Annotated in this window: 22 protein-coding genes and 1 pseudogene; 15 read left to right on the plus strand and 8 right to left on the minus strand. The window is 59.8% G+C overall.

Going from position 1 to position 19,843, the window contains the following annotated elements; all coding sequences use genetic code 11:
- The first annotated feature begins 165 nt into the window (after positions 1–165).
- Positions 166–1,236, plus strand: a complete 1,071-nt coding sequence (locus AKG12_RS06080; RefSeq protein WP_052818358.1) for a hypothetical protein — start codon at positions 166–168, stop codon at positions 1,234–1,236.
- 42 nt (positions 1,237–1,278) lie between these two features.
- Here AKG12_RS06080 and uppG read toward each other — a convergent pair whose 3' ends face one another.
- A complete protein-coding gene (gene uppG / locus AKG12_RS06085; protein WP_052818359.1) occupies positions 1,279–2,358 on the minus strand; it encodes a polysaccharide biosynthesis glycosyltransferase UppG in 1,080 nt (359 codons plus the stop codon).
- 2 nt (positions 2,359–2,360) lie between these two features.
- Positions 2,361–3,431 carry a polysaccharide biosynthesis UDP-hexose transferase UppI gene (uppI, locus tag AKG12_RS06090; protein WP_052818198.1) on the minus strand — a complete coding sequence of 357 codons (1,071 nt, stop codon included), beginning with the start codon at positions 3,429–3,431 and terminating at the stop codon, positions 2,361–2,363.
- Between the two features lie 212 nt (positions 3,432–3,643).
- Between uppI and uppH the strand changes: the two genes are divergently transcribed.
- Entirely contained in the window at positions 3,644–4,555 is a 912-nt protein-coding gene (uppH, locus tag AKG12_RS06095; RefSeq protein ID WP_285277725.1) for a polysaccharide biosynthesis endo-1,4-beta-xylanase UppH, read from the plus strand.
- 8 nt (positions 4,556–4,563) lie between these two features.
- Positions 4,564–5,508, plus strand: a complete 945-nt coding sequence (gene uppJ, locus AKG12_RS06100; RefSeq protein ID WP_052818200.1) for a polysaccharide biosynthesis UDP-hexose transferase UppJ — start codon at positions 4,564–4,566, stop codon at positions 5,506–5,508.
- Between the two features lie 24 nt (positions 5,509–5,532).
- Here uppJ and AKG12_RS06105 read toward each other — a convergent pair whose 3' ends face one another.
- Positions 5,533–5,778, minus strand: coding sequence for a hypothetical protein (locus tag AKG12_RS06105; protein WP_052818201.1), 246 nt, complete (start codon positions 5,776–5,778; stop codon positions 5,533–5,535).
- 241 nt (positions 5,779–6,019) lie between these two features.
- Positions 6,020–6,814, minus strand: coding sequence for a polysaccharide biosynthesis UDP-hexose transferase UppL (gene uppL / locus AKG12_RS06110; RefSeq protein ID WP_046797840.1), 795 nt, complete (start codon positions 6,812–6,814; stop codon positions 6,020–6,022).
- 246 nt (positions 6,815–7,060) lie between these two features.
- On the opposite strand from uppL, the gene AKG12_RS30675 reads away from it, so the two are divergent.
- Positions 7,061–7,270, plus strand: a complete 210-nt coding sequence (locus tag AKG12_RS30675; RefSeq protein ID WP_003509414.1) for a hypothetical protein — start codon at positions 7,061–7,063, stop codon at positions 7,268–7,270.
- 18 nt (positions 7,271–7,288) lie between these two features.
- On the opposite strand, the gene uppM is transcribed toward AKG12_RS30675, so the two are convergent.
- Positions 7,289–8,914, minus strand: coding sequence for a polysaccharide biosynthesis protein UppM (gene uppM, locus AKG12_RS06120; RefSeq protein WP_052818360.1), 1,626 nt, complete (start codon positions 8,912–8,914; stop codon positions 7,289–7,291).
- Positions 8,915–9,171: 257 nt separating this feature from the next.
- Between uppM and uppO the strand changes: the two genes are divergently transcribed.
- The 5 genes from uppO (at position 9,172) to AKG12_RS06145 (ending at position 12,187) form a co-directional block, all read left to right on the plus strand.
- The gene (uppO, locus tag AKG12_RS06125) at positions 9,172–10,587 is read left to right on the plus strand and encodes a polysaccharide biosynthesis phosphomannomutase UppO (protein WP_052818361.1); all 1,416 of its coding nucleotides are present in this window, start codon (positions 9,172–9,174) and stop codon (positions 10,585–10,587) included.
- Positions 10,588–10,625: 38 nt separating this feature from the next.
- Positions 10,626–10,922: a nucleotidyltransferase family protein gene (locus tag AKG12_RS06130; protein ID WP_003520575.1), complete on the plus strand. Its 297-nt coding sequence runs from the start codon at positions 10,626–10,628 to the stop codon at positions 10,920–10,922.
- On the plus strand, positions 10,922–11,275 hold the full coding sequence (locus tag AKG12_RS06135) for a HepT-like ribonuclease domain-containing protein (protein WP_046797839.1): 354 nt from the start codon (positions 10,922–10,924) through the stop codon (positions 11,273–11,275). Before AKG12_RS06130 ends, AKG12_RS06135 begins: the two co-directional genes overlap by 1 nt.
- Positions 11,276–11,378: 103 nt before the next feature.
- Positions 11,379–11,780 carry a group II truncated hemoglobin gene (locus AKG12_RS06140; RefSeq protein ID WP_052818362.1) on the plus strand — a complete coding sequence of 134 codons (402 nt, stop codon included), beginning with the start codon at positions 11,379–11,381 and terminating at the stop codon, positions 11,778–11,780.
- On the plus strand, positions 11,777–12,187 hold the full coding sequence (locus tag AKG12_RS06145; RefSeq protein ID WP_502688805.1) for a DUF423 domain-containing protein: 411 nt from the start codon (positions 11,777–11,779) through the stop codon (positions 12,185–12,187). The genes AKG12_RS06140 and AKG12_RS06145 overlap by 4 nt, the downstream gene beginning before the upstream one ends.
- 6 nt (positions 12,188–12,193) lie before the next feature.
- On the opposite strand, the gene AKG12_RS06150 is transcribed toward AKG12_RS06145, so the two are convergent.
- From AKG12_RS06150 to AKG12_RS06160, 3 genes and pseudogenes are all read right to left on the minus strand, one after another.
- Entirely contained in the window at positions 12,194–12,481 is a 288-nt protein-coding gene (locus AKG12_RS06150; protein ID WP_052818202.1) for a hypothetical protein, read from the minus strand.
- Positions 12,462–12,785, minus strand: a pseudogene (locus AKG12_RS06155) (DUF2325 domain-containing protein); the annotation flags it as partial. The pseudogene AKG12_RS06155 and the gene AKG12_RS06150, both read right to left, overlap by 20 nt.
- A 254-nt stretch (positions 12,786–13,039) precedes the next feature.
- Positions 13,040–13,681 (minus strand): TetR family transcriptional regulator C-terminal domain-containing protein, encoded by a 642-nt coding sequence (locus AKG12_RS06160; protein WP_046797836.1) that lies wholly within the window; start codon positions 13,679–13,681, stop codon positions 13,040–13,042.
- Between the two features lie 260 nt (positions 13,682–13,941).
- Here AKG12_RS06160 and AKG12_RS06165 point away from each other — a divergent pair, with 260 nt between their 5' ends.
- From AKG12_RS06165 to AKG12_RS06190, 6 genes are all read left to right on the plus strand, one after another.
- Entirely contained in the window at positions 13,942–15,189 is a 1,248-nt protein-coding gene (locus AKG12_RS06165) for a Zn-dependent hydrolase (RefSeq protein WP_052818203.1), read from the plus strand.
- The gene (hydA, locus tag AKG12_RS06170) at positions 15,186–16,643 is read left to right on the plus strand and encodes a dihydropyrimidinase (RefSeq protein WP_052818204.1); all 1,458 of its coding nucleotides are present in this window, start codon (positions 15,186–15,188) and stop codon (positions 16,641–16,643) included. The genes AKG12_RS06165 and hydA overlap by 4 nt, the downstream gene beginning before the upstream one ends.
- A 2-nt stretch (positions 16,644–16,645) precedes the next feature.
- On the plus strand, positions 16,646–17,083 hold the full coding sequence (locus AKG12_RS06175) for an NUDIX hydrolase (protein WP_052818205.1): 438 nt from the start codon (positions 16,646–16,648) through the stop codon (positions 17,081–17,083).
- Positions 17,080–17,874 (plus strand): ABC transporter ATP-binding protein, encoded by a 795-nt coding sequence (locus AKG12_RS06180; protein WP_046797832.1) that lies wholly within the window; start codon positions 17,080–17,082, stop codon positions 17,872–17,874. The genes AKG12_RS06175 and AKG12_RS06180 overlap by 4 nt, the downstream gene beginning before the upstream one ends.
- Positions 17,875–18,084: 210 nt before the next feature.
- Positions 18,085–18,960: an ABC transporter permease gene (locus AKG12_RS06185; RefSeq protein WP_052818206.1), complete on the plus strand. Its 876-nt coding sequence runs from the start codon at positions 18,085–18,087 to the stop codon at positions 18,958–18,960.
- Entirely contained in the window at positions 18,957–19,829 is an 873-nt protein-coding gene (locus AKG12_RS06190; protein WP_046797830.1) for an ABC transporter permease, read from the plus strand. The genes AKG12_RS06185 and AKG12_RS06190 overlap by 4 nt, the downstream gene beginning before the upstream one ends.
- The last annotated feature ends 14 nt before the right edge of the window (positions 19,830–19,843 follow it).

The raw sequence follows: 19,843 nt of genomic DNA on the forward strand, positions 1-19,843 counted from the left end.
TAGCCTCTATTAACAACTTAAGATATATCCTTGAGTTGATCTCATAATTGCGCATAAGGCTGGAGACCTAAGGTGGACGTTCCGAGACACACCAACATGGACGATGGCGATAGCGGTCAATCGACACGGTGCCCGGACAAGCCCGGAACGGTCGGTATTCGCCCCATGCGCAGGGACGATGTCGAGGCGGTCGAGGCGGTGCTCAACAGCGCTTTCAAGAAGACCGGGCGTGAAGTAAACTTCGATTTGCGCTCCTATGTCGAAACATTGTTCTTCAGCAGCCCCATCTTTGATCCGGAGTATGGCAGCGTCGTCTATGACGCGGGGGAAAACAGGGTCACAAGCGTCATTCTCGCGGTCCCCATGCGGTTTATCGCGAATGGAAAAGCCATTACCGCCAGATTATTATGCGCTTTCGCATCGGATGGGAAACTCGGCGCGCTGGGGGCTGCCCGCCTGTCTCGCAGCATGCGGGCAGCGAAACATGACATGCTGTTTTCGGACACGGCCTCCCCCGTCAGCGCCGATCACTGGGTCGCGATCGGCGGCACCATGATGCCGATCGAAAGCCTGCAATGGCACAAGGCCCTCAAGCCCTTCTGCACGATCGCGCTGCGCATGCCGCGACGCTCGAAACTGGCCAAGACCACGCTTGCCCTGTCGGCGCTTGGATTTGTCGACGGTATTCTGCGATCATGGAAAAAAGGCTTGAGGCCGCATCAAGTCGCCGGCGCCAGGGTAAGAACCGTGGATTTCGAGACATTCCGCCGCAAGGCGCTGACGATGATCGAGCGATTTTCCATTCGTCCGGAATGGTCTCACGAGGAGTTCCACTGGCTGATAGAAATGAGCAGGACCAATGAGAGCCTCGGTGAACTGAAAAGCCTGACCATCGAAACCGCCGAAGGCCATGTCATGGGCGCCGCCCTGTTTTTTGGCCAGCCGGGAAGAACCGCCTATGTGCTCAATCTCGTCTGCGATGCCGGTCGTGAAAACGACGTGCTCAACACCCTGTTCCGCCATTTCGACGACGAGAACTACGCCCACGTCACCGGCATGTCGCAGCCCTTTCTCATAAATGCACTGTACCGCCAGAACCATATGAGCTTTCGCCATGACGGATATTTCTGCATGGCAACCCGGGATGAAGCACTGCGGGACCGGGCGATTGCCGGCGACATCTATATTGGCGGCCTGTGCTCGGAACGCTGGAGCAAGCTGATAACCGACTATTGAGCCGCCCCCACGTGTTTGACGCAGAAGGCAGGCCGCAGCGTTTTACGCCTTGGTGAAACGCTGGACATTCGCCGAGATCAGGTGGCGCAGCGCCTTCGCGTAACGTTTGGAGCGCGTCTTGGCCGCCAGCGCGCTGGTCCAGTCCACCATCGATCCATTGATATCGAAGTCGCCCAGCTGCCCTTCGGGAACGTCACCCTTTTCGATACGTTCGACGATCGACCCCAGCGCCGCGTAGAATTCCGGCGAGCGATAGGGCGGATGCAACGAATACATGCCCTTTCCCGTACCGAGAAAATCCAGCCGGTGCACGCCCACGCGCATCATGTTGGTGCTCAGCACCTCTTCGGCGGGCATCGAGACCGGCTGCTGGTTATAGGCGTAGGAGCGGATACGCCGCTTGGCATCCGGCCGCAGCAGTTCCAGCGAGCCGATCCGTTTGGCGAAGCGGTCCATGTCAATCATGAAAAGCCGCGTGGAGACAGTGGCAAAGCGCCATGTGGGGATGCGCGATGGCAGCTTGCGCGGCTCTGGAATATTCCTCACGCCCGGCATGCCGACATGGCGGGAAATATCAAGATCGCCACGCACGGTCGGCGGCCCGGAAAACGGCGTGATGCACAGGGCATCGGGGTTGGCCCTCTGCAGGGCAACGGCCTCTTCGAACCAGTTCTGGCTGCCGCCGCCAAACATCATGTCGCTGTCCATATGCAGCACATAACGGGCATTGGCGCGTTTCAGCCCGTAGAAATAAACATGAAACGGCCCACCATCGAAGGCCTTGGCCGGATAGGGGATCGGCGAGCGCGAAAAGAAGGTCTTTGCCACCAGGTTGCGTGCCGCATCGCTGTAATCAACCACATCCACATACAGATGCGGATAGTTGGTCTGCATTTCCTCCAGCATGTCGAAAAGGCGTTTGCTGGCCGCATCAAAGCCGTTGCCCTTGTAACGGCCTGCCCCGACCTGCCCGGTATCGACAGTCAGAAGAATGCGGTCCACCTGACCGCCCCAGACCCGCAGCTGATGTGGCAGGGTAAGGGCCGCATGCGGTGCGTCGAAGGGATGCAGATTGATCTGCAGTGCTTTCTGTACGGGAGGAAGCAACGTTTCAGCACTCATGCTCATGCACCACGGTTCCGGAATTCGTTGATGACGGCCATCATCGGTTTTTCGTTGAAGCTCCAGTCCAACGGCAGCGGCCGATTGGCCGTGCCGTCCCGGCGCGGATAGGCCCAGCGGATCCAGCTATATTGATCCGAAATGCCCCAGGTCGTGATCGAGGAAAGCCCCCCACCCGCCGAGGCCGCTTCGAGAAAATCGCGGACCTGACCGTTGATCAGCATATCGCGCTCGGCCTCCGGGCCGGGCAGCGTCTGGTCCATCACATCCAGCTCCGTCACCAGAATGGCAAGGCCGTAGCTGCGCATTTCCGTGGCAAAGGCGGCAAGCTCGTCCTTGGCGATAGGCCAGCCGCCGCGCAGATGCCCCTGCAGGCCGATGGCGTTGATCGGCGCACCCTTCTCAAGCAGTTCAAGAATGAGGTTGCGGAAGGCTGCGCGTTTGGCCGGCGATTTTTCGACGGCGAATTCCACATCATATTCGTTGAGAACAAGCTGCGCCTTCGGATCGACCGCATGGGCAATATCGAAGGCCTTCTTGATGGCGTCCGACCCCGCCCCGTAATACCAGGCATCGCGCCGCGCGCGCACATTGCCCGGCACGTCAGGGATCGGCTCATTGACCACGTCCCAGCTATGGATCACGTCCTTGTAACGCTCCATCACCTTGACGATGTGGGTCTCCATCAGTTTCTCGACCTTGCCGCCGCCGCCGATACTTGCAAGCCAGGGTGCGTTGGAGGCGTACCAGATCAGCGGATGGCCGTGCATGGAAAGCTTGTGCTGACGCGCAAAGTTGGCGATTGCATCGGCGGCGGCGAAATCGAACACGTCAGCGGAAGGCCGCATGACCTCCCATTTCATTTCGGTAACCGGGGTGATGCGCGAGCAATATTTGACAACAGCCGTGCCAATGCGGCTATCGGCATTAAGATCCGGCAGATAGACGGCGGCGCCATAAGGGGCGGTTTTGACCGGTGTCTTCTTCTGCGCGGCAAGGGCCGGGCCGGCCATGGCATGCAACAGGCCGGCACTTGCCACACCGCCCAGAAAATTCCGCCGCCCGATCCGCATTTACCCGCCTCCGCAACCCTGGCGCATCAATGTCCAACAGGACGCAACCGCGCTCTAATTCTCAAAACATAACACCACGATCATGCCAAAAGGATATTAAAGATTTGCAAGGTTAACCGACGCTATACCACGTCATAATTGGCGAGGCCCGCTTAATCCGGTAGTAACTTCGCTGTGCGAATTCTTGGCCCACCCTTATGGAGTTGAAAACCTTGGTTTCCGTTTCGATTGTCATTCCCGTTCGCAACGGCGAGCGTTACATCGTGGAAGCGATCGAAAGCGTCCTGCTTCAGGGCGAGACCATTTGCGAGGTGCTGGTGGTCGATGACGGCTCCACCGATACCACCGCGCAAAAGGTGGAAGGTTTCTCCGATCCGCGTGTCAAATTGCTTGCCCGGCCGCAGGGCCGGCAGGGCGTTTCCGCCGTGCGCAATTTCGGCCTGTCGCAGGCACGCGGCGAATGGACGATGTTCCTCGATGCCGACGACCGTCTGAAGCCAGGCGCCATCGCCGCCCTTTGCGCCGGCATCTCCGGCCCTGACGTCGTTGCCGCCTATGGCGATTATGAGCGTATCGACGAAAACGGCGCGAAGATCGGCCGGCGCAATCTCATCCGCCGGCGTGAAAAGCCTGACGGTTTCATCCTCCAGCCGCTGCTGGGCGGAAACTTCATCGTCAATGGCGGCATCATGCTGGTCAGGACCCGCATCTTTCAGGATTTCGGCGGTTTCGACGAGACCCTGCGTTACGCGGAAGACTGGTATGGCTGGTGCAGGCTCGCCGCTGCCGGTCGCTTTGTCTATCTGCCCGGCTGCCATGTTCTCGATTACCGGGTGCATCGGACGAGCGTGATGATGAACCGGCTTTTGACCTTCCGGGATTGCGAACCGGCCATCGAGGCGGTGTTTTCCGACCCCGCCATCGTCGCCGCCATTTCCCCGCAGGAACTGCGGCGGCTTCGCCACAAATCCGAAAACCATATGAATGCCTACACAGTGGCGCAGGCCTTCCGCGCCCGCCGGTACCGCGGGGCCTTTTCGGCGCTCGCCGATACCCTCATTCATCGCCCCCGCCAAAGCCTCAGGGCCGTCGTTTTTTCCGCCGCAGCGCTTGCCGGTATTTAGGAGTTTCCATGCCCGAGATCATGCCGGAAGCGGTGGTGTGCATTCCCAGTTTCCGCCGGCCCGAAGGCTTGCGAAAGACGCTTTTGTCGCTCGCGGCGCAGAAGGTCGATTTTCCCTTCGCCATCGTCGTGGTCGACAATGATGGCGCAGGCCAGCAGGGCCTTGCCGTCGCACGTGCATTTTTTGGCGAAAGCGGCACGACCGGCCAGACACTGGTGGAGCCGACGCAGGGCAATTGTTACGCCATCAATACCGCCTTCCGCACCGCCCGGCAGAGCTATCCCTCCGCTCAATGGTTCCTGATGATCGATGACGACGAGGCCGCCTCCCCCGTCTGGCTTGCCGAAATGGTGTCGGCGGCCAGGTCCTTCGGCGCCGATATCGTCGGTGGACCGGTCAACCGTGAATTCGACGCACCCGCACCAAAGGCGGTGCTGTCACATCCGCTGTTCGGCTCCATCGAAGCGCCGACCGGTCCCGTCGAGCAGATTCACGGATCCGGCAATTGCCTGATTTCGCGGAAAGTTTTCGAAAGCTTGTCAAAACCGGAATTCGACGTGCGGTTCAATTTCCTCGGCGGTGGTGATATGGATTTCTTCACCCGCTGCCGTAAGGCCGGTTTCAAATTCGCCTGGAACGCTCAAGCCCTCATCATAGAATACGTGCCGGAAAACCGCATGGCGCCGCGCTGGATCATGGAGCGCTCGCTAAGAACCGGCATCATCAATTATAGCATCGACCGCGCTCGCCGCCCTGGCCTCAAGGGTGGACTGCTGCTTGCCGCCAAAAACGTCGTCAGCCTGTGCCTGTCGCTCATCCGCGCCATTGCCGCTTTCCTGAAAACCGGTGCGCTTTTGCCTGCCACCCATCCGCCGCTGATGTCCATCGGCCGCGTGATGGCGAGCTTGGGCATCACGCTCACGCCCTATAAGGCGCCGGTGAAAAAGGCCTGATATCCCTCATTGCGGGCACCCGTGTCAGCCCAACGTTTTTTCCCTGCCCAGCGAAATCGCATTCATGCGTTTCTGGAAACCGAAGGAAGAAAACACGGCTGCAAGAATGAGAAGCGGAACGAGAACCGGCCACAAGAAACAAAGAACGATACCGGTCACCCGATAAAAATCCCAATCCCTGTCGCGGCGGGCGCCTTCAATATAGGTCATGGCGAGAGAGGTAACAGTGCCAATCCCATAGACAAAAAGAGAAATGGACGTAATGACCATCGCTGCCCTCAAATATCTCTGATTCGAATAAATTTATAATATTTCCCCAGTGTAACGCCGTTGCGCCCAGTTGCAACGTATTTTAGCGGCGAGGCGCATCGTTTCAATACGTTAGGATGATCTCATATAGATTGGCGCGCGCGGCTTTCAAAAAATTCGCCGCGCAATCAAAACTGAGAATGGCAAAACTGAGAATGGCAAAACCGAGGACGGCAAAACCGCCGTCTTCCTCTCCGCTTCGTCAGCGTCCCGAAGCCCGGTAGCTGTGTTTCAGAAGCGAATATATAGCGATGGGATTGGTCAGCAGGTAGCGTTTGCCGAGGCGTCTCGGCTCAAGCATCGCCCTGTAGAGCCATTCCAGCCCCATATCCTGCATCCATTGCGGCGCGCGGCTGTTCTTGCCGGCAAGAAAATCGAACAGACCACCGCACGTCTTGACCACGGCAATGCCGGAAAGCCTGTCCAGATTGCGCGAAACGAAGCGTTGCTCCAGCGGAATCCCGAAGCCGACCCAGAGAATATCGGTCTGCGATGCGACGACATCGGCAAGGATCGCCTCTTCTTCGTCCCGGCTGAAATAACCGTTGCGCCGCCCGGAAAAAACCAGGCGCGGATAAAGCCTCTGCATTTCCTCCACCGCGGCGCGGTTGACCTCTTCGGAGCCACCGAGGAAATAAAACCGCGCACCCGTCTCTTCGGCCCGGCGGGCAACCGCATGAACGAGATCCGTCGTGGCCACGCGTTCGCGCAGTGCATTCGGGCAGAACGTGCGGGAAAAGATGACCAGTGACATGCCGTCGGCGTGAATCTGGTCCGCCTGCCGCAGCATGGCGTCAAATTCCCTGTCGTGATGGCAGAGCGCGATGACCTGACCGTTCGCCGAGGTCGAATAGAACGGCCTTGCGCCGACAGCACGCACGTGCCCCGCCCGCAGGATGAAATCCTCAGCCGTTTCTTCTATCGTCGCGTCAGTGATGGGTAAAGCCGCAAGCGGAATGACGGGCCAGGTCGTGTTCGGCCCTTTCGCATCCGGCATTTCGCTCCCTGTCATAATCTGTCCGGTGTCCAAGATAGGCATCGTTTCATTGTTATAGTCACACATATGCTTAAGGTATAAGGCTTCAAACACTACGAAGAACTATCATTAATATTTTTATAAACCCATCGTTTGAAGCGGACGATTTACACGCCCGGAGGTTGAGACCACGCTTTCCGCCTATTCCGGTTTCCCGGCCGATGGGTTAAGGAACGGCGAAACCACACCACAGAAAAGGTCCCGGCCATGGAAACCATCTCGATCGACAACCGCGGCGATTTCGGCCTCTGGGCAATAGAACGGGCAAAGGAAATCGTCGCCAACGAAGCGTCCGATCTCGCCATTTCGGTCCGCGACGGCGACGAGGCTGGCATTCGGGATGCAGGCAATGCGCTGGGTGCTGCCATCGCCGCTGCCCTGCTCGAAGTGTATGACGGCCTGATTTCGGAAGAATAGGGCAGCGGGCCAGCCTCATCAGGCGTAGCGCGCAGCACTTTCATCGTGGTCGTTGCGGCGCAGATAACCCCAGAGCCCGAGCGCCCCGGCAATGCCGAGACCAAGGAACAGACCACCTGCACCACCGGCAATCAGGAAGGTCAGCTTGCCCGGCGGCCAGCTTCTGGAATTCGGCGCGACAGGCTGTGAAATCACCCGCACATTGGTGGAATCGATCGACTGCTGTTCGGCAAGCTGGCGCGAGCGGGTAAGATAGGTCTCGTAGATCGCGGCAGCCGAATTGGCGTCGCGCTCCAGATCCCTGAGCCGCACCTGCGCCTCGTTGTCGGTGAAGACGTTGGCCCGTTCCGCTACCGCCTTCAATCTGAGGGCATCGAGCGAGGAGCGGGCCTCGGCGACATTGGTCTTGGCCGCCTGCAGGATGCGCCGCGCTTCATCCGCCATGCCGCGTTCCAGCATGGCGCGCTCCGCCCCTGCGGTTGCCAGACGCGGATGCCGCGCGCCATAGGTCAGCGTCATCGCGCCGATCTGCTGCTGCAGGGTGCTATATTGTGCGCGGATGGTGTTCATGGTCTGGCTGTCGAAGATGGCATCGCTCTGCGTGCGGTTCTGGGCAATCGCCGCTTCCATCTGCTTCAGACGTGATTCTTCCTGAATGACGCGCTGCTGTGCCGCAAGAACCTGCGCGTTCAGTTCGCCGGAGGCGAGATTGCTGACCAGCTGGCCGTTATTTTCCTGCAACCCGTTCTCACGACGGAAATCCGCCACCCGCTTTTCGGCAGCCGTCACGTTCTCGCGCATCTCCTCGAGCCGTTTCTTGAGATCGTCGACAACGCGCTGGCTGCTGTCGGAGGTCGTCTGGAACAACTCGCTTTCAAAGGCTTTGACGATGGCCTTGGAAACCGTCACGGATTTTTCCGCATCGTTGGTCCAGACCGAGAGCGTCACCACGAAGGAGCGCGGATCGCGTTCCGCCGCCACCCGGTCGCCGAGGGAACGGAGCGCCCCGACCCGGTTGTCGCCATCTTCCGGCTTCGACGAAAACATCGCCTTCAGCCGGGCAAGCGGCGGCGGGCTGATGAATTCGGCGTCCTGATCGAGCTTCAGCTCATCCACCACCCGTGCCAGCACGTTGCGCGAGGTGATGGTGCGCAGCTTGCTTTCCACTTCGAGGATCTGGGTGTCGCGCTGCTGGCTCGGTGAAAACACGCCGTCATTGACGACGTTGAGATTGGAGGGATTAACAACGATATCCGTATAGGCGGTGTAACGCGGCGGCGTCATGGAAGCATAGGTCAGTGCGGCGGCGACGCAGAGAATGATCGCCAGCACGATCCAGACAATGCCGTTACGCAGCCAGATGAGGATATCGTCCACACCGATCCTGTCGATATATTTCAGGCCCGGCAACGCGGCCGCCAGACTACCGGTCGGCGAGGATGGTTTCACTGGCTTTTCGGCTGGAGCCGGCTCGGCTGCGGCGGCCGGTTTCGGCTCCAGATGTTCTTTCAGCACCGTGCGTTCGAAAACCTCGTCCTCATCCACCAGATCGTCCAGCAGGGAACCGTGGGTTCTCGCGGCGGGCGCCGTTTTTTCATCAAGCGGACGTGCCTGCTTATGTCCCGCCTTTTGAAGCCTGTACATCAGCCAATCCAACTCGAATGAACCACAAAAAGGCCGGCAACAGATGGTTTCCATCGTCGCCACAGCCGCTATAGACGGACAAGTTTAAATATGACGGGTGAATTTTAAGTTACCCGCTTCATTCCCGCAATCATCGCCCATTCGCGTCCATCATGAAAGAGAGGATTGACGTGAATGGATCGATACGGTTCTTTCAGGCGTTATATTTTTGCATTATCCATTTGAACCTCAAAGATTTTATCGAAACGGAGTTTGGCATGAGCCTGAAATTTGGAACGAGCGGCCTTCGCGGTCTCTCTGTCGATCTGAAGGGAAAAGCCTCGGCCGTCTATGCCACGGCATTTGCAAGGCACCTTCTCACATCGGGTCAGGCAAAGGCAGGCGACCCCATTCTCGTGGCCCGCGATTTCCGGGATTCGAGCCCTGATGTTTCGGCAACCTGCATCGCCGCGCTGAAAAACGCCGGTCTTACCCCCCTCGATTGCGGCACCGTGCCGACACCCGCTCTGGCGCTTTACGGCCTGTCGTTGAAGGCCGGCGCGCTGATGATCACCGGCTCGCATATTCCGGCCGATCGCAACGGCATCAAATTCTATCGCCCGGACGGCGAAATCGACAAGCAGGATGAAACGGCAATCGCCGCCCTTGCAGCCGAAGTCGAAGCGGAAGGCATCAGCGACGAGGCCGCGACGGCGGAAGACCATTCCGCAATCGCAGCCGAATTGTTTTACGAACGCAACATCGCCCTTCTGCCGGAAAAGGCATTGTCGGGCCTCAAGATCGGTGTTTACCAGCACAGCACCGTGGCCCGCGATCTCTTCGTCGACGTTCTCGCCCATTATGGCGCTAACGTCGTGGCGCTCGGTCGCTCGGAAACATTCATTCCTGTTGATACCGAGGCGGTCTCGCCGGAAACGCTGGCGCTTCTCAGGAAGTGGGCCCCGGAGCATGGTCTCGACGCCATCGTTTCCGCTGACGGTGACGGTGATCGCCCGCTGCTTGCCGATGAGAACGGCGTGCCGCTGCGCGGCGACCTGATCGGGCTCATCACCGCCAATTTCCTCGATGCCGGCGTGGTCGTCACCCCCGTCACCTCCAATTCCGGCATTGAAGCGAGCGGTTCCTTCGAGGTCGTTCGCACCAAGGTCGGCTCGCCTTTCGTCATCGCCGGCATGGCAGAGGCGCTTGCCGCCGGCAGAAACGGCGTCATGGGCTTCGAAGCCAATGGCGGCCTGCTGACGGCTTCGGCATTCACGCTCAATGGAAGGGCAGTTTCGCCACTGCCGACGCGTGACAGCTTCCTGCCGGTTCTCGCTGTGCTGCTGCTGTCAGCCGAGCAGAAAAAGCCGCTGTCGGAGATCGCCGCCGCCTACAATCTGCCGGTCGCCGCCGCCGACCGTCTGGAGAATTTCGCCCAGGAAAAAAGCACCGCCCTGATGACGCATCTGCGCGCGTCTCGCGACAATCTCGAGGCTTTCCTTGCCCCGGTCGGCAAGGTCAAGACGCTCAGCGACATCGACGGCCTGCGCGTGGCGCTCACCGACGGCAGCACCATCCACTTCCGCCCTTCCGGCAACGCGCCGGAAATGCGCTGCTACGTCGAAGCCGCCAATCAGGATGAAGCCGAAACGCTTTTGAACAAGGGGCTCGATCTCATCCGCAATTTTGGGTGAGAGTGGATGCCGCATACGCGATGGTGTAAGCTGCGCGCATGAAGAGAACGGACGCAATAAGAAAACTCAAGCGACACGCCCATGCAGTGAAAAGCATGGGCGCGACGTCGCTCTATCTTTTTGGATCGACGGCCCGCGATGAGGCCCTTGCCTCCAGCGATCTGGACATCTTCATCGACTATGATCCGGGCCGCCGTTTCTCGTTGATCGATCTCGTCGGTATCAAGCAGTTTCTGGAAGAAGAATTAGCCGTGGAAGTCGACGTGACGACACGCAACAGCCTCCATCCGTTGCTCCGGAATGACATCGAGCAATCCGCCGTACGGATATTTTGATGACCAGACGCAGGGTCGGGCCGGTTCTCGCCGAAATTCTGGAGGCCATAAACGGTATTGAGACCCACACTGCAGGCCTGTCGCTTGCTGATTTCCAGCAAAATTGGCTGCTCAAGCTTGCTGTACAGCGCGCTCTGGAGATCGTTTCAGAGGCATCGCGACACATACCGGAGGAATTGCTTAACCTCGCGCCGGACATTCCATGGAAACAGATTTTCGGAATCGGCAATATTCTCCGCCATGAATACCACAAGATCGCGGACGATGTGGTTTGGGCCGTGGTGACCGAACATGTCGCGCCACTCAAAATAGCCGTTCAGGCTATTCAACGATCCGTCGGGCCCGAAAACTGAGGTTTCTATCGGCACAATGTCCCAAATGTCGCATCCCGCCTTTCCCTGTTGCTCTTCCCGCTTGAGAAAGCGATAAGGACCGAAGGGCCAGATGAGGCGGACGATGAGCGGCGAGACCATTACCCTTTATGAAGCGATCGGCGGCGATGCGACCGTCAAGGCCTTGACCCGGCGTTTCTATGAATTGATGGACACCCTGCCGGAGGCGGCGCATTGCCGTGCCATTCACCCTGCCGATCTTTCCGGCAGTGAAGCGAAGTTTTACGATTATCTGACGGGATATCTTGGCGGACCGCCCGTCTATGTCGAGAAACACGGCCATCCGATGTTGCGCCGCCGCCATTTCGTCGCGCCCATCGGCCCTGCCGAGCGCGACGAATGGCTGCTCTGCTTCCGCCGCGCCATGGATGAAACCATCGAGAACCCGAAGCTGCGCGAGATCATCTGGGCGCCGGTGGAGCGGCTGGCCTTTCACATGCAGAACCAGGAGGCGGACAGCCCATGAGCAATTCAAGCATGAGCGACGGAAGTTCGACAGACGCAACAGTGCCGCGCGAACGGTTGCGATCTTTCATTCTGCTGCTGGGCGGTTTGCTTGGGGCTGCCGGTGTGATGCTTGCCGCCGCCGCCACCCACACGGGCGAAACCTATATGCTGGGCAATGCCTCAGCCATGGCGCTGGCGCATGCCCCGGTGCTGGTGGCGCTCCATATCGGCGCGGATCGCATCAGAACCGCCATTCCGGCGGGCCTGATCCTCGGCCTCGGCACGGCGGTCTTCGTCGGCGATCTCGTCGTCAGGCATTTTTTCGGCCACAGCCTGTTTCCCTTCGCCGCACCCACGGGTGGCCTTGGCATGATTGCCGGGTGGCTCGTGCTCTGCGCCGGGGCATTTTTGAAGCCGAAAGGCTGATCAACCTTAACGTCGCGTCCAGCGAAATGACAGGATGTTGCGGCCGTCTTCAGCCGCCTCGCCCAGGGCGAAGGACGGCGTTTCGCCGGGCTGGCGGGTACGCAGATGGGGAAAGACCACCACATTGCTGTCGGCCGCCGCCGCACGGTTGCGCCGCTCCCGTTCGCCGACGATTTCATACATGTCCGTCAGGGCCGGATCGGCGCCCTGTTCAGCCATCTTGTGCAGTTCCACGCGGCAGGCTTCTGCTGCCGCGGGCTCATCATCATGGAAATTATTGCGCTCGTCGCTCATCGCCGGAGGTCCGTTCATTCATCGTCTGCAGCGCCCGCTCCAGACTGGATTTGCTGCCATTGCGCAGCGGAATGAACGTCTTGCCGAATTTCTTGCAACCCGACTTCACCCGCAGACACGCATCGTGGCTGATACAGTCGATCGGGCAGAAAACGCAGTCGACGGAAGGAAGAACGGTATCGATGCGCGACACCGCCTCACGCAATCCCCCATCGTGATGGATAAGTTCGGCGCCGAAATTGCTGGCGATCTGGCGAAGATGGGCAACCTGACAGTCACGGCCGCCAACATAAAGAAAGCTCTTCGGCCCGGAAAGCTGCTGTTCGGCCACGTCCTTTTCGTTTTGAGGCGCGCCCTTGCCCTGCTTGCCGCCGCGTTCGGCCTTCTTCTTTTCCTTGCGTGCCATTCCCTCACCTGCCGGTTGATTTTTCATGCCCCGGACGTTCGGGATAGCGGCACCATAATAAAGATGAGTTTTGGAGTAAAGTATAAAGGTGATCATTTTCCTCATGTTTTGATGCAAAACATCGATCACATATTCGCGAGACCCCGTCCCGCCTAGCCGTTTAGCCGCAATCCACCCATGAAAAGCTGCTCCAGATGCCGGGCCGCATCTTCAAACCGACCATCGCCGCCGTTTTTGTCACCCAGCACCGCCCGCACCTGCACATCGAAATCCGCATAGTGCTGGGTGGTCGACCAGATCGAGAAGATGAGATGGTAGGGGTCACATTTGGCGATCCGGCCGGCCTTCACCCAGGCACGGATCACCTCGGCCTTTTCATCCACCAGTTGCTTCAGCGGTCCTTTAAGCTCATCCTCGATATGCGGTGCGCCCTGCAGTATTTCATTGGCGAACAGCCGGCTTTCACGCGGGAAATCCCGCGACATTTCCAGCTTGCGGCGAATATAGGAGCGGATTTCGCTTTCCGGATTGCCCTCGGCGTCAAAAGCCCTGAGCGGATCAAGCCATGTATCCAGCACCCGCTCGATAAGCGCGCGATGCATCGCCTCCTTGGTGCGGAAATAATAAAGCACATTCGGCTTGGACATGCCGGCCGCCTCGGCAATCTGGTCTATGGTGGAACCACGAAAGCCGTTGATGGAAAATACGCTGAGCGCTGCCTCGAGGATAGCTTCCTGCTTTTCCTCCTGAATGCGGGTCCGCTTCTGTGTTTTCGCTGCGCGCGGTATGGCCATTCTCTGCTCTCTGTTTCTTTTCGATGCAATTGCCGCTACAGTATGATTAAAAAATAATCGACGCGTACAGTTTGGGCAAAATTAGTGCGATTCGTCACGAAAGTCCCTTGCTGACGTCATCGCAAATTTGCATTGTTTACCAGCCGGTCAATTTATCCATCATCGCCAGCACAAGGCAATGGCTGTTATCTTAGTCGGCAAAAACGGGAACGGCACAAGCTTTGCTTCGATAAAAACAAAACAGGTGAGGACGACATTTCATGGCGGCGGGTAAGAACTTGACGGTCAATGGCGACCGTCTGTGGGATAGTCTGATGGACATGGCGAAGATCGGCCCCGGCATCGCCGGCGGCAATAATCGCCGCACACTGACGGATGAGGATGGGGAAGGCCGCCACCTGTTCAAGCATTGGTGCGAGGCGGCGGGACTGACGCTCGGCGTCGACCGCATGGGCACCATGTTCGCAACCCGCCCGGGCGAGGACCCGGATGCGCTTCCCGTTTATATCGGCAGCCATCTCGACACCCAGCCGACGGGCGGCAAGTTCGATGGCGTGCTTGGCGTGCTGGCCGGGCTGGAGGTGGTGCGCAGCCTTGATGACCTCAATATCAGGACCAAACACCCGATCACCGTCACCAACTGGTCCAACGAGGAAGGCGCACGTTTTGCGCCCGCCATGCTTGCATCAGGCGTCTTTGCCGGCATCCACGATCTCGACTACGCCTATAGCCGTACCGACACCGACGGCAAGACCTATGGTGACGAACTGAAGCGCATCGGCTGGCTGGGCGAAGAAGACGTCGGCGCGCGCAAAATGCACGCCTATTTCGAATATCACATCGAACAGGGACCTATCCTGGAGGCGCAAGACAAACAGATCGGCGTCGTCACCCATTGCCAGGGGCTATGGTGGCTGGAAGTGACGTTGACCGGCAAGGAAGCCCATACCGGCTCCACCCCGATGGCCATGCGCGTCAATGCCGGCCTTGCCGCCGCCCGCATTCTCGAAAAGGTGCAGGAAGTGGCGATGGCCCACCAGCCGGGCGCCGTCGCCGGCGTCGGCCAGATGATCTTCACCCCCAATTCCCGCAACGTGCTGCCCGGCAAGGTGGTCTTCACCATCGACCTCAGAACCCCCTCACAGGCGAAACTCGACAGCATGCGCGCCATCTTCGAACGCGAGGTGCCTGTTATCGCCGAAGAACTCGGCGTCGGCTGCACGATCGAGGCCATCGGCCATTTCGACCCCGTCACCTTCGATCCGGTGCTGGTCGGCCGCGTGCGCGCCGCCGCCGAAAGACTGGGCTACAGCCACATGGACATCATCTCCGGCGCCGGCCACGATGCCTGCTGGACGGCAAGGGTCGCCCCCTCCACCATGATCTTCTGCCCCTGCGTGGACGGGCTTTCCCACAATGAGGCGGAAGAGATTTCGCCGGAATGGGCAAAGGCCGGTTGCGACGTGCTGCTGCATGCGGTGCTGGAGACTGCGGAGATCGTGGAATGACCGCCACCATCATCAAGAACGGCACCATCGTCACCGCCGACCTCACCTACAAGGCCGATGTGAAGATCGAAGGCGGCAGGATCATCGGGATTGGGCCCGATCTGACGGGCGGCACGGTGCTCGATGCCACCGGATGTTATGTCATGCCCGGTGGCATCGATCCGCATGTGCATCTGGAAATGCCCTTCATGGGCACCTATTCCGCCGATGATTTCGAGAGCGGCACGCGGGCGGCGCTCGCCGGTGGCACCACCATGGTGGTGGATTTCTGCCTGCCGGAGCCGGGGCAATCGCTCCTCGAGGCCCTGCAACGCTGGGACAACAAGGCGACACGCGCAAATTGCGATTATTCCTTCCACATGGCCGTCACCTGGTGGGGCGAGCAGGTCTTCAACGAAATGAAGACGGTGGTTCGGGAAAAGGGCATCAACTCCTTCAAGCACTTCATGGCCTATAAGGGCGCGCTGATGGTGAATGATGACGAGATGTTCGCCTCCTTTTCGCGCTGCGCCGAACTGGGCGCCATTCCCTTCGTGCATGCGGAAAACGGCGATATCGTCGCGCAGATGCAGGAAAAACTGATGGCGGCAGGCAATGTCGGGCCGGAGGCGCACGCCTACTCCCGTCCTCCCTCCGTGGAGGGTGAAGCAACCAACCGCGCCATCATCATCGCCGATATGGCGGGTGCGCCGCTTTATGTCGTCCACACATCGTGTGAGCAGGCCCATGAAGCGATCCGCCGCGCCCGGCAAAACGGCATGCGGGTCTATGGCGAACCGCTGATCCAGCACCTGATCCTCGATGAAAGCGAATATGCCAATGCCGACTGGGATCACGCCGCCCGCCGGGTGATGTCGCCGCCCTTCCGCAACCGGCAGCATCAGGACGGCCTCTGGGCAGGTCTCGCCTCCGGCTCGCTGCAATGCGTGGCGACCGACCATTGCGCCTTCACCACCGAGCAGAAACGTTTCGGTATCGGTGACTTCCGCAAGATACCGAACGGCACCGGCGGGCTGGAAGATCGCATGCCGCTGCTCTGGACCCATGGTGTGGCGACCGGACGCCTGACGATGAACGAATTTGTCGCCGTCACCTCCACCAACATCGCCAAGATCCTCAACATCTATCCGAAAAAGGGCGCAATCCTCGTTGGCAGCGATGCCGATATCGTCGTCTGGGATCCGGCACTGAAAAAGACCATCAGCGCGGCGAGCCAGCAGTCGGCCATCGATTACAACGTGTTTGAGGGACAAAAGATCAGGGGGCTGCCGCGCTTCACCCTGTCGCGCGGTCTCGTCAGCATCGAGGAGGGCAGCATCGAAACGCAGCCGGGCCACGGCCAGTTCGTCGCCCGCGACCCCTACCCCGCCGTCAGCCGCGCGCTCTCCACCTGGAAGGAACTCGTTTCGCCACGCCGGGTGGAACGCAGCGGCATCCCGGCATCGGGCGTGTAACCATGAGCACTGAAGCAAGACGTGAGATCATCATCGCCGCTGCCGTTCTTTTAAACGAGCGGCGGCAGATGCTGGTGGTGCGCAAGCGCGGCACCACGCAATTCATGCAACCGGGCGGCAAGATCGACCCGGGCGAAACACCGCAACAGGCGCTTCACCGCGAACTTGCCGAGGAAATCGGCCTGATGTTGCCCGACCATGCCGTTCGTTATGAGGGCGTTTTTCGCGAGGAAGCCGCCAATGAGCCGGGGGCCGATGTCGTCGCCCATGCTTTTACAGCCAGACTTCATACCGAGGTCCTGCCGCAGGCGGAAATCGAGGAAGTGCGCTGGCTCGATCTCGACGCCAAACCCGATCTGCCGATCGCCAGACTCACCGAAACCCGCATGCTGCCACTGGCGCGCGCGGCCCTGATGGAAAGCGAAACCAAGCCACGATGAATCCGGCCTCCCCCTATTCCGTCGTTTCCGCCAGAAATCTCGGCCTCACCTTCGAAACGGGGGATGGCCCGGTACATGCGCTGTCCAATGTCGACCTGGAGGTCGGCAAGGGCGAATTCGTCTCCTTCATCGGCCCGTCGGGTTGCGGCAAGACCACCTTTCTCAGGGTCATCGCCGATCTCGAAAAACACACGTCGGGAGAGATCACCGTCAACGGCACGACGCCGGAAAACGCCCGGCAAGACCGATCCTACGGTTATGTCTTTCAGGCCGCGGCGCTTTATCCCTGGCGCAGCATCGAAAAGAACATCGCCTTGCCGCTCGAAATCATGGGTTACACCAAAGCCCAGCAGCGCGAACGCATCGACCGCACGATGGACCTCGTCAACCTCAACGGTTTCGGCAAGAAGTACCCCTGGCAGCTTTCCGGCGGCATGCAGCAGCGCGCCTCCATCGCCCGCGCGCTCGCCTTCGATGCCGACCTGCTGTTGATGGATGAGCCCTTCGGCGCGCTGGACGAAATTGTCCGCGATCACCTCAACGAACAGCTTCTGAAACTCTGGGATACGACCGGCAAGACCATCTGCTTCGTCACCCATTCCATTCCGGAAGCCGTTTATCTCTCGACGAAAATCGTCGTCATGTCGCCGCGGCCGGGTCGGGTGACGGATGTGATTACGTCCACCTTGCCGAGGGAGAGGCCGCTCGAGATTCGCGAGACGCCGGAATTTCTGGCGATTGCGCATCGGGTGCGTGAGGGGTTGAAGGCGGGGCATAGCTATGAGGGGTGAGGTCATCGCAAGCTTTACCCCCCTCTGCCCTGCCGGGCATCTCCCCCTCAAGGGGGGAGATCGGCAGGAGGCGCACTCCCCTCTTAATTCTCGAGCTTTGAGATGGGCGAGACCCAACCACGAGTCGATCTCCCCCCTTGAGGGGGAGATGTCCGGCAGGACAGAGGGGGGTAAGCCGCACCCTCGGAGTGAGCAGCGGAGCGAAAACCCATGACCCTCCTCCGCCACCGCATCCTCCCCATCCTCACCGTCCTCCTCGCCATCCTCATCCTCTGGCACCTCGCCGTCATCTATCTCAACATGCCCTTCGCCCGCGATCAGGCCACCCGCGCCGGTCAAACGCCGGGCTTCTTCGAACTCCTGCCGCAAACCTTCGCCCAGGAACGCCCGGTTCTCCCCGCCCCGCACCAGATTGCCGCCGAACTGTGGGACACCACCGTCAACAAGGCGATCACCTCCAAACGCAGCCTCATCTATCATGCCGGCGTCACACTCTCCGCCACGCTGCTCGGTTTCGCCATCGGTGCGGTGCTCGGCATCCTGCTTGCCGTCGCGATCATCCACAATCGCGCCATGGATCGCTCCGTCATGCCGTGGATCATCGCCAGCCAGACGATCCCGATCCTTGCAGTCGCACCGATGATCATCGTCGTCCTGAATTCCATCGGCATTTCCGGGCTGCTGCCGAAGGCGCTGATCTCCACCTATCTTTCCTTCTTCCCCATCGTCGTCGGCATGGTGAAGGGTCTCAGAAGCCCGGAAACCATCCAGCTTGATCTGATGCACACCTATAATGCCTCGCCTGCGCAAATCTTCTGGAAGCTGCGCTGGCCCGCCGCACTCCCCTATCTCTTCACCTCGCTGAAGATCGCCATTGCGATTGCGCTGGTCGGCGCCATCGTCGGCGAATTGCCGACGGGGGCCGTCGCCGGTCTCGGCGCGCGGCTGCTCTCCGGCTCCTATTATGGCCAGACGGTGCAGATATGGGCGGCACTGTTCATGGCCGCCGGTGTCGCGGCCCTGCTGGTGTCCATCATCGGCATCGCCCACGCCGCGGTCCTGAAACGAATGGGAGCAAGGCCATGACGAACCCCGGCTGGTTTTTCGGCGCGATCCTGTTCTGGCTTGCCGCCTGGGCCTGCAACGAATGGCTGGTGCGCCGCAGATTTTCCGCGCAGGCGGCAAAACGCGCAAGCCGCATCGCCGTACCCCTTCTCTTCGGGCTGGCCATTCTCGCCATCTGGGAAGGTGTGGTGCGCGGGTTTTCCGTGCCGCCCATCCTGCTGCCGGCACCCAGCGCCATTCTTGCCCGCCTTCTTGGCTCCCTGCCGATCCTCTGGGCGGATTTCCGCCAGACCTTCCTCAAATCGGTGCTGACGGGTTATGTGCTCGGCTGCGGCCTCGGCTTCATCGTCGCCATCCTCATCGATCGCTCACCCTTCCTCCAGCGCGGGCTGCTGCCCATCGGCAATTTCGTCTCCGCTCTGCCGGTGGTCGGCATCGCCCCCATCATGGTCATGTGGTTCGGCTTCGACTGGCAGTCGAAAGTGGCGGTCGTCGTCATCATGACGTTTTTCCCGATGCTGGTGAACACGGTGCAGGGGCTTGCCGCTTCCAGCCACATGGAACGCGACCTGATGCGCACCTATGCCGCCGGCTGGTGGCAGACATTGGTAAAGCTGCGCCTGCCCGCCGCCTGGCCCTTCATTTTCAATGCGCTGAAGATCAATTCCACGCTGGCGCTGATCGGCGCAATTGTCGCGGAATTCTTCGGCACACCCATCGTCGGCATGGGTTTCCGCATCTCGGCGGAAATGGGCCGCAGCAATGTCGATATGGTCTGGGCCGAAATCGCGGTCGCCGCACTGGCCGGCTCAGGCTTTTACGGTCTGGTGGCGCTCGCAGAGCGGGCCGTCACCTTCTGGCATCCGTCCGTCCGTGGGGGACGAACGTAAATAACGAAAAAGGG

Source organism: Agrobacterium sp. SUL3, assembly GCF_001263295.1.
Lineage (GTDB): Bacteria > Pseudomonadota > Alphaproteobacteria > Rhizobiales > Rhizobiaceae > Agrobacterium > Agrobacterium tomkonis.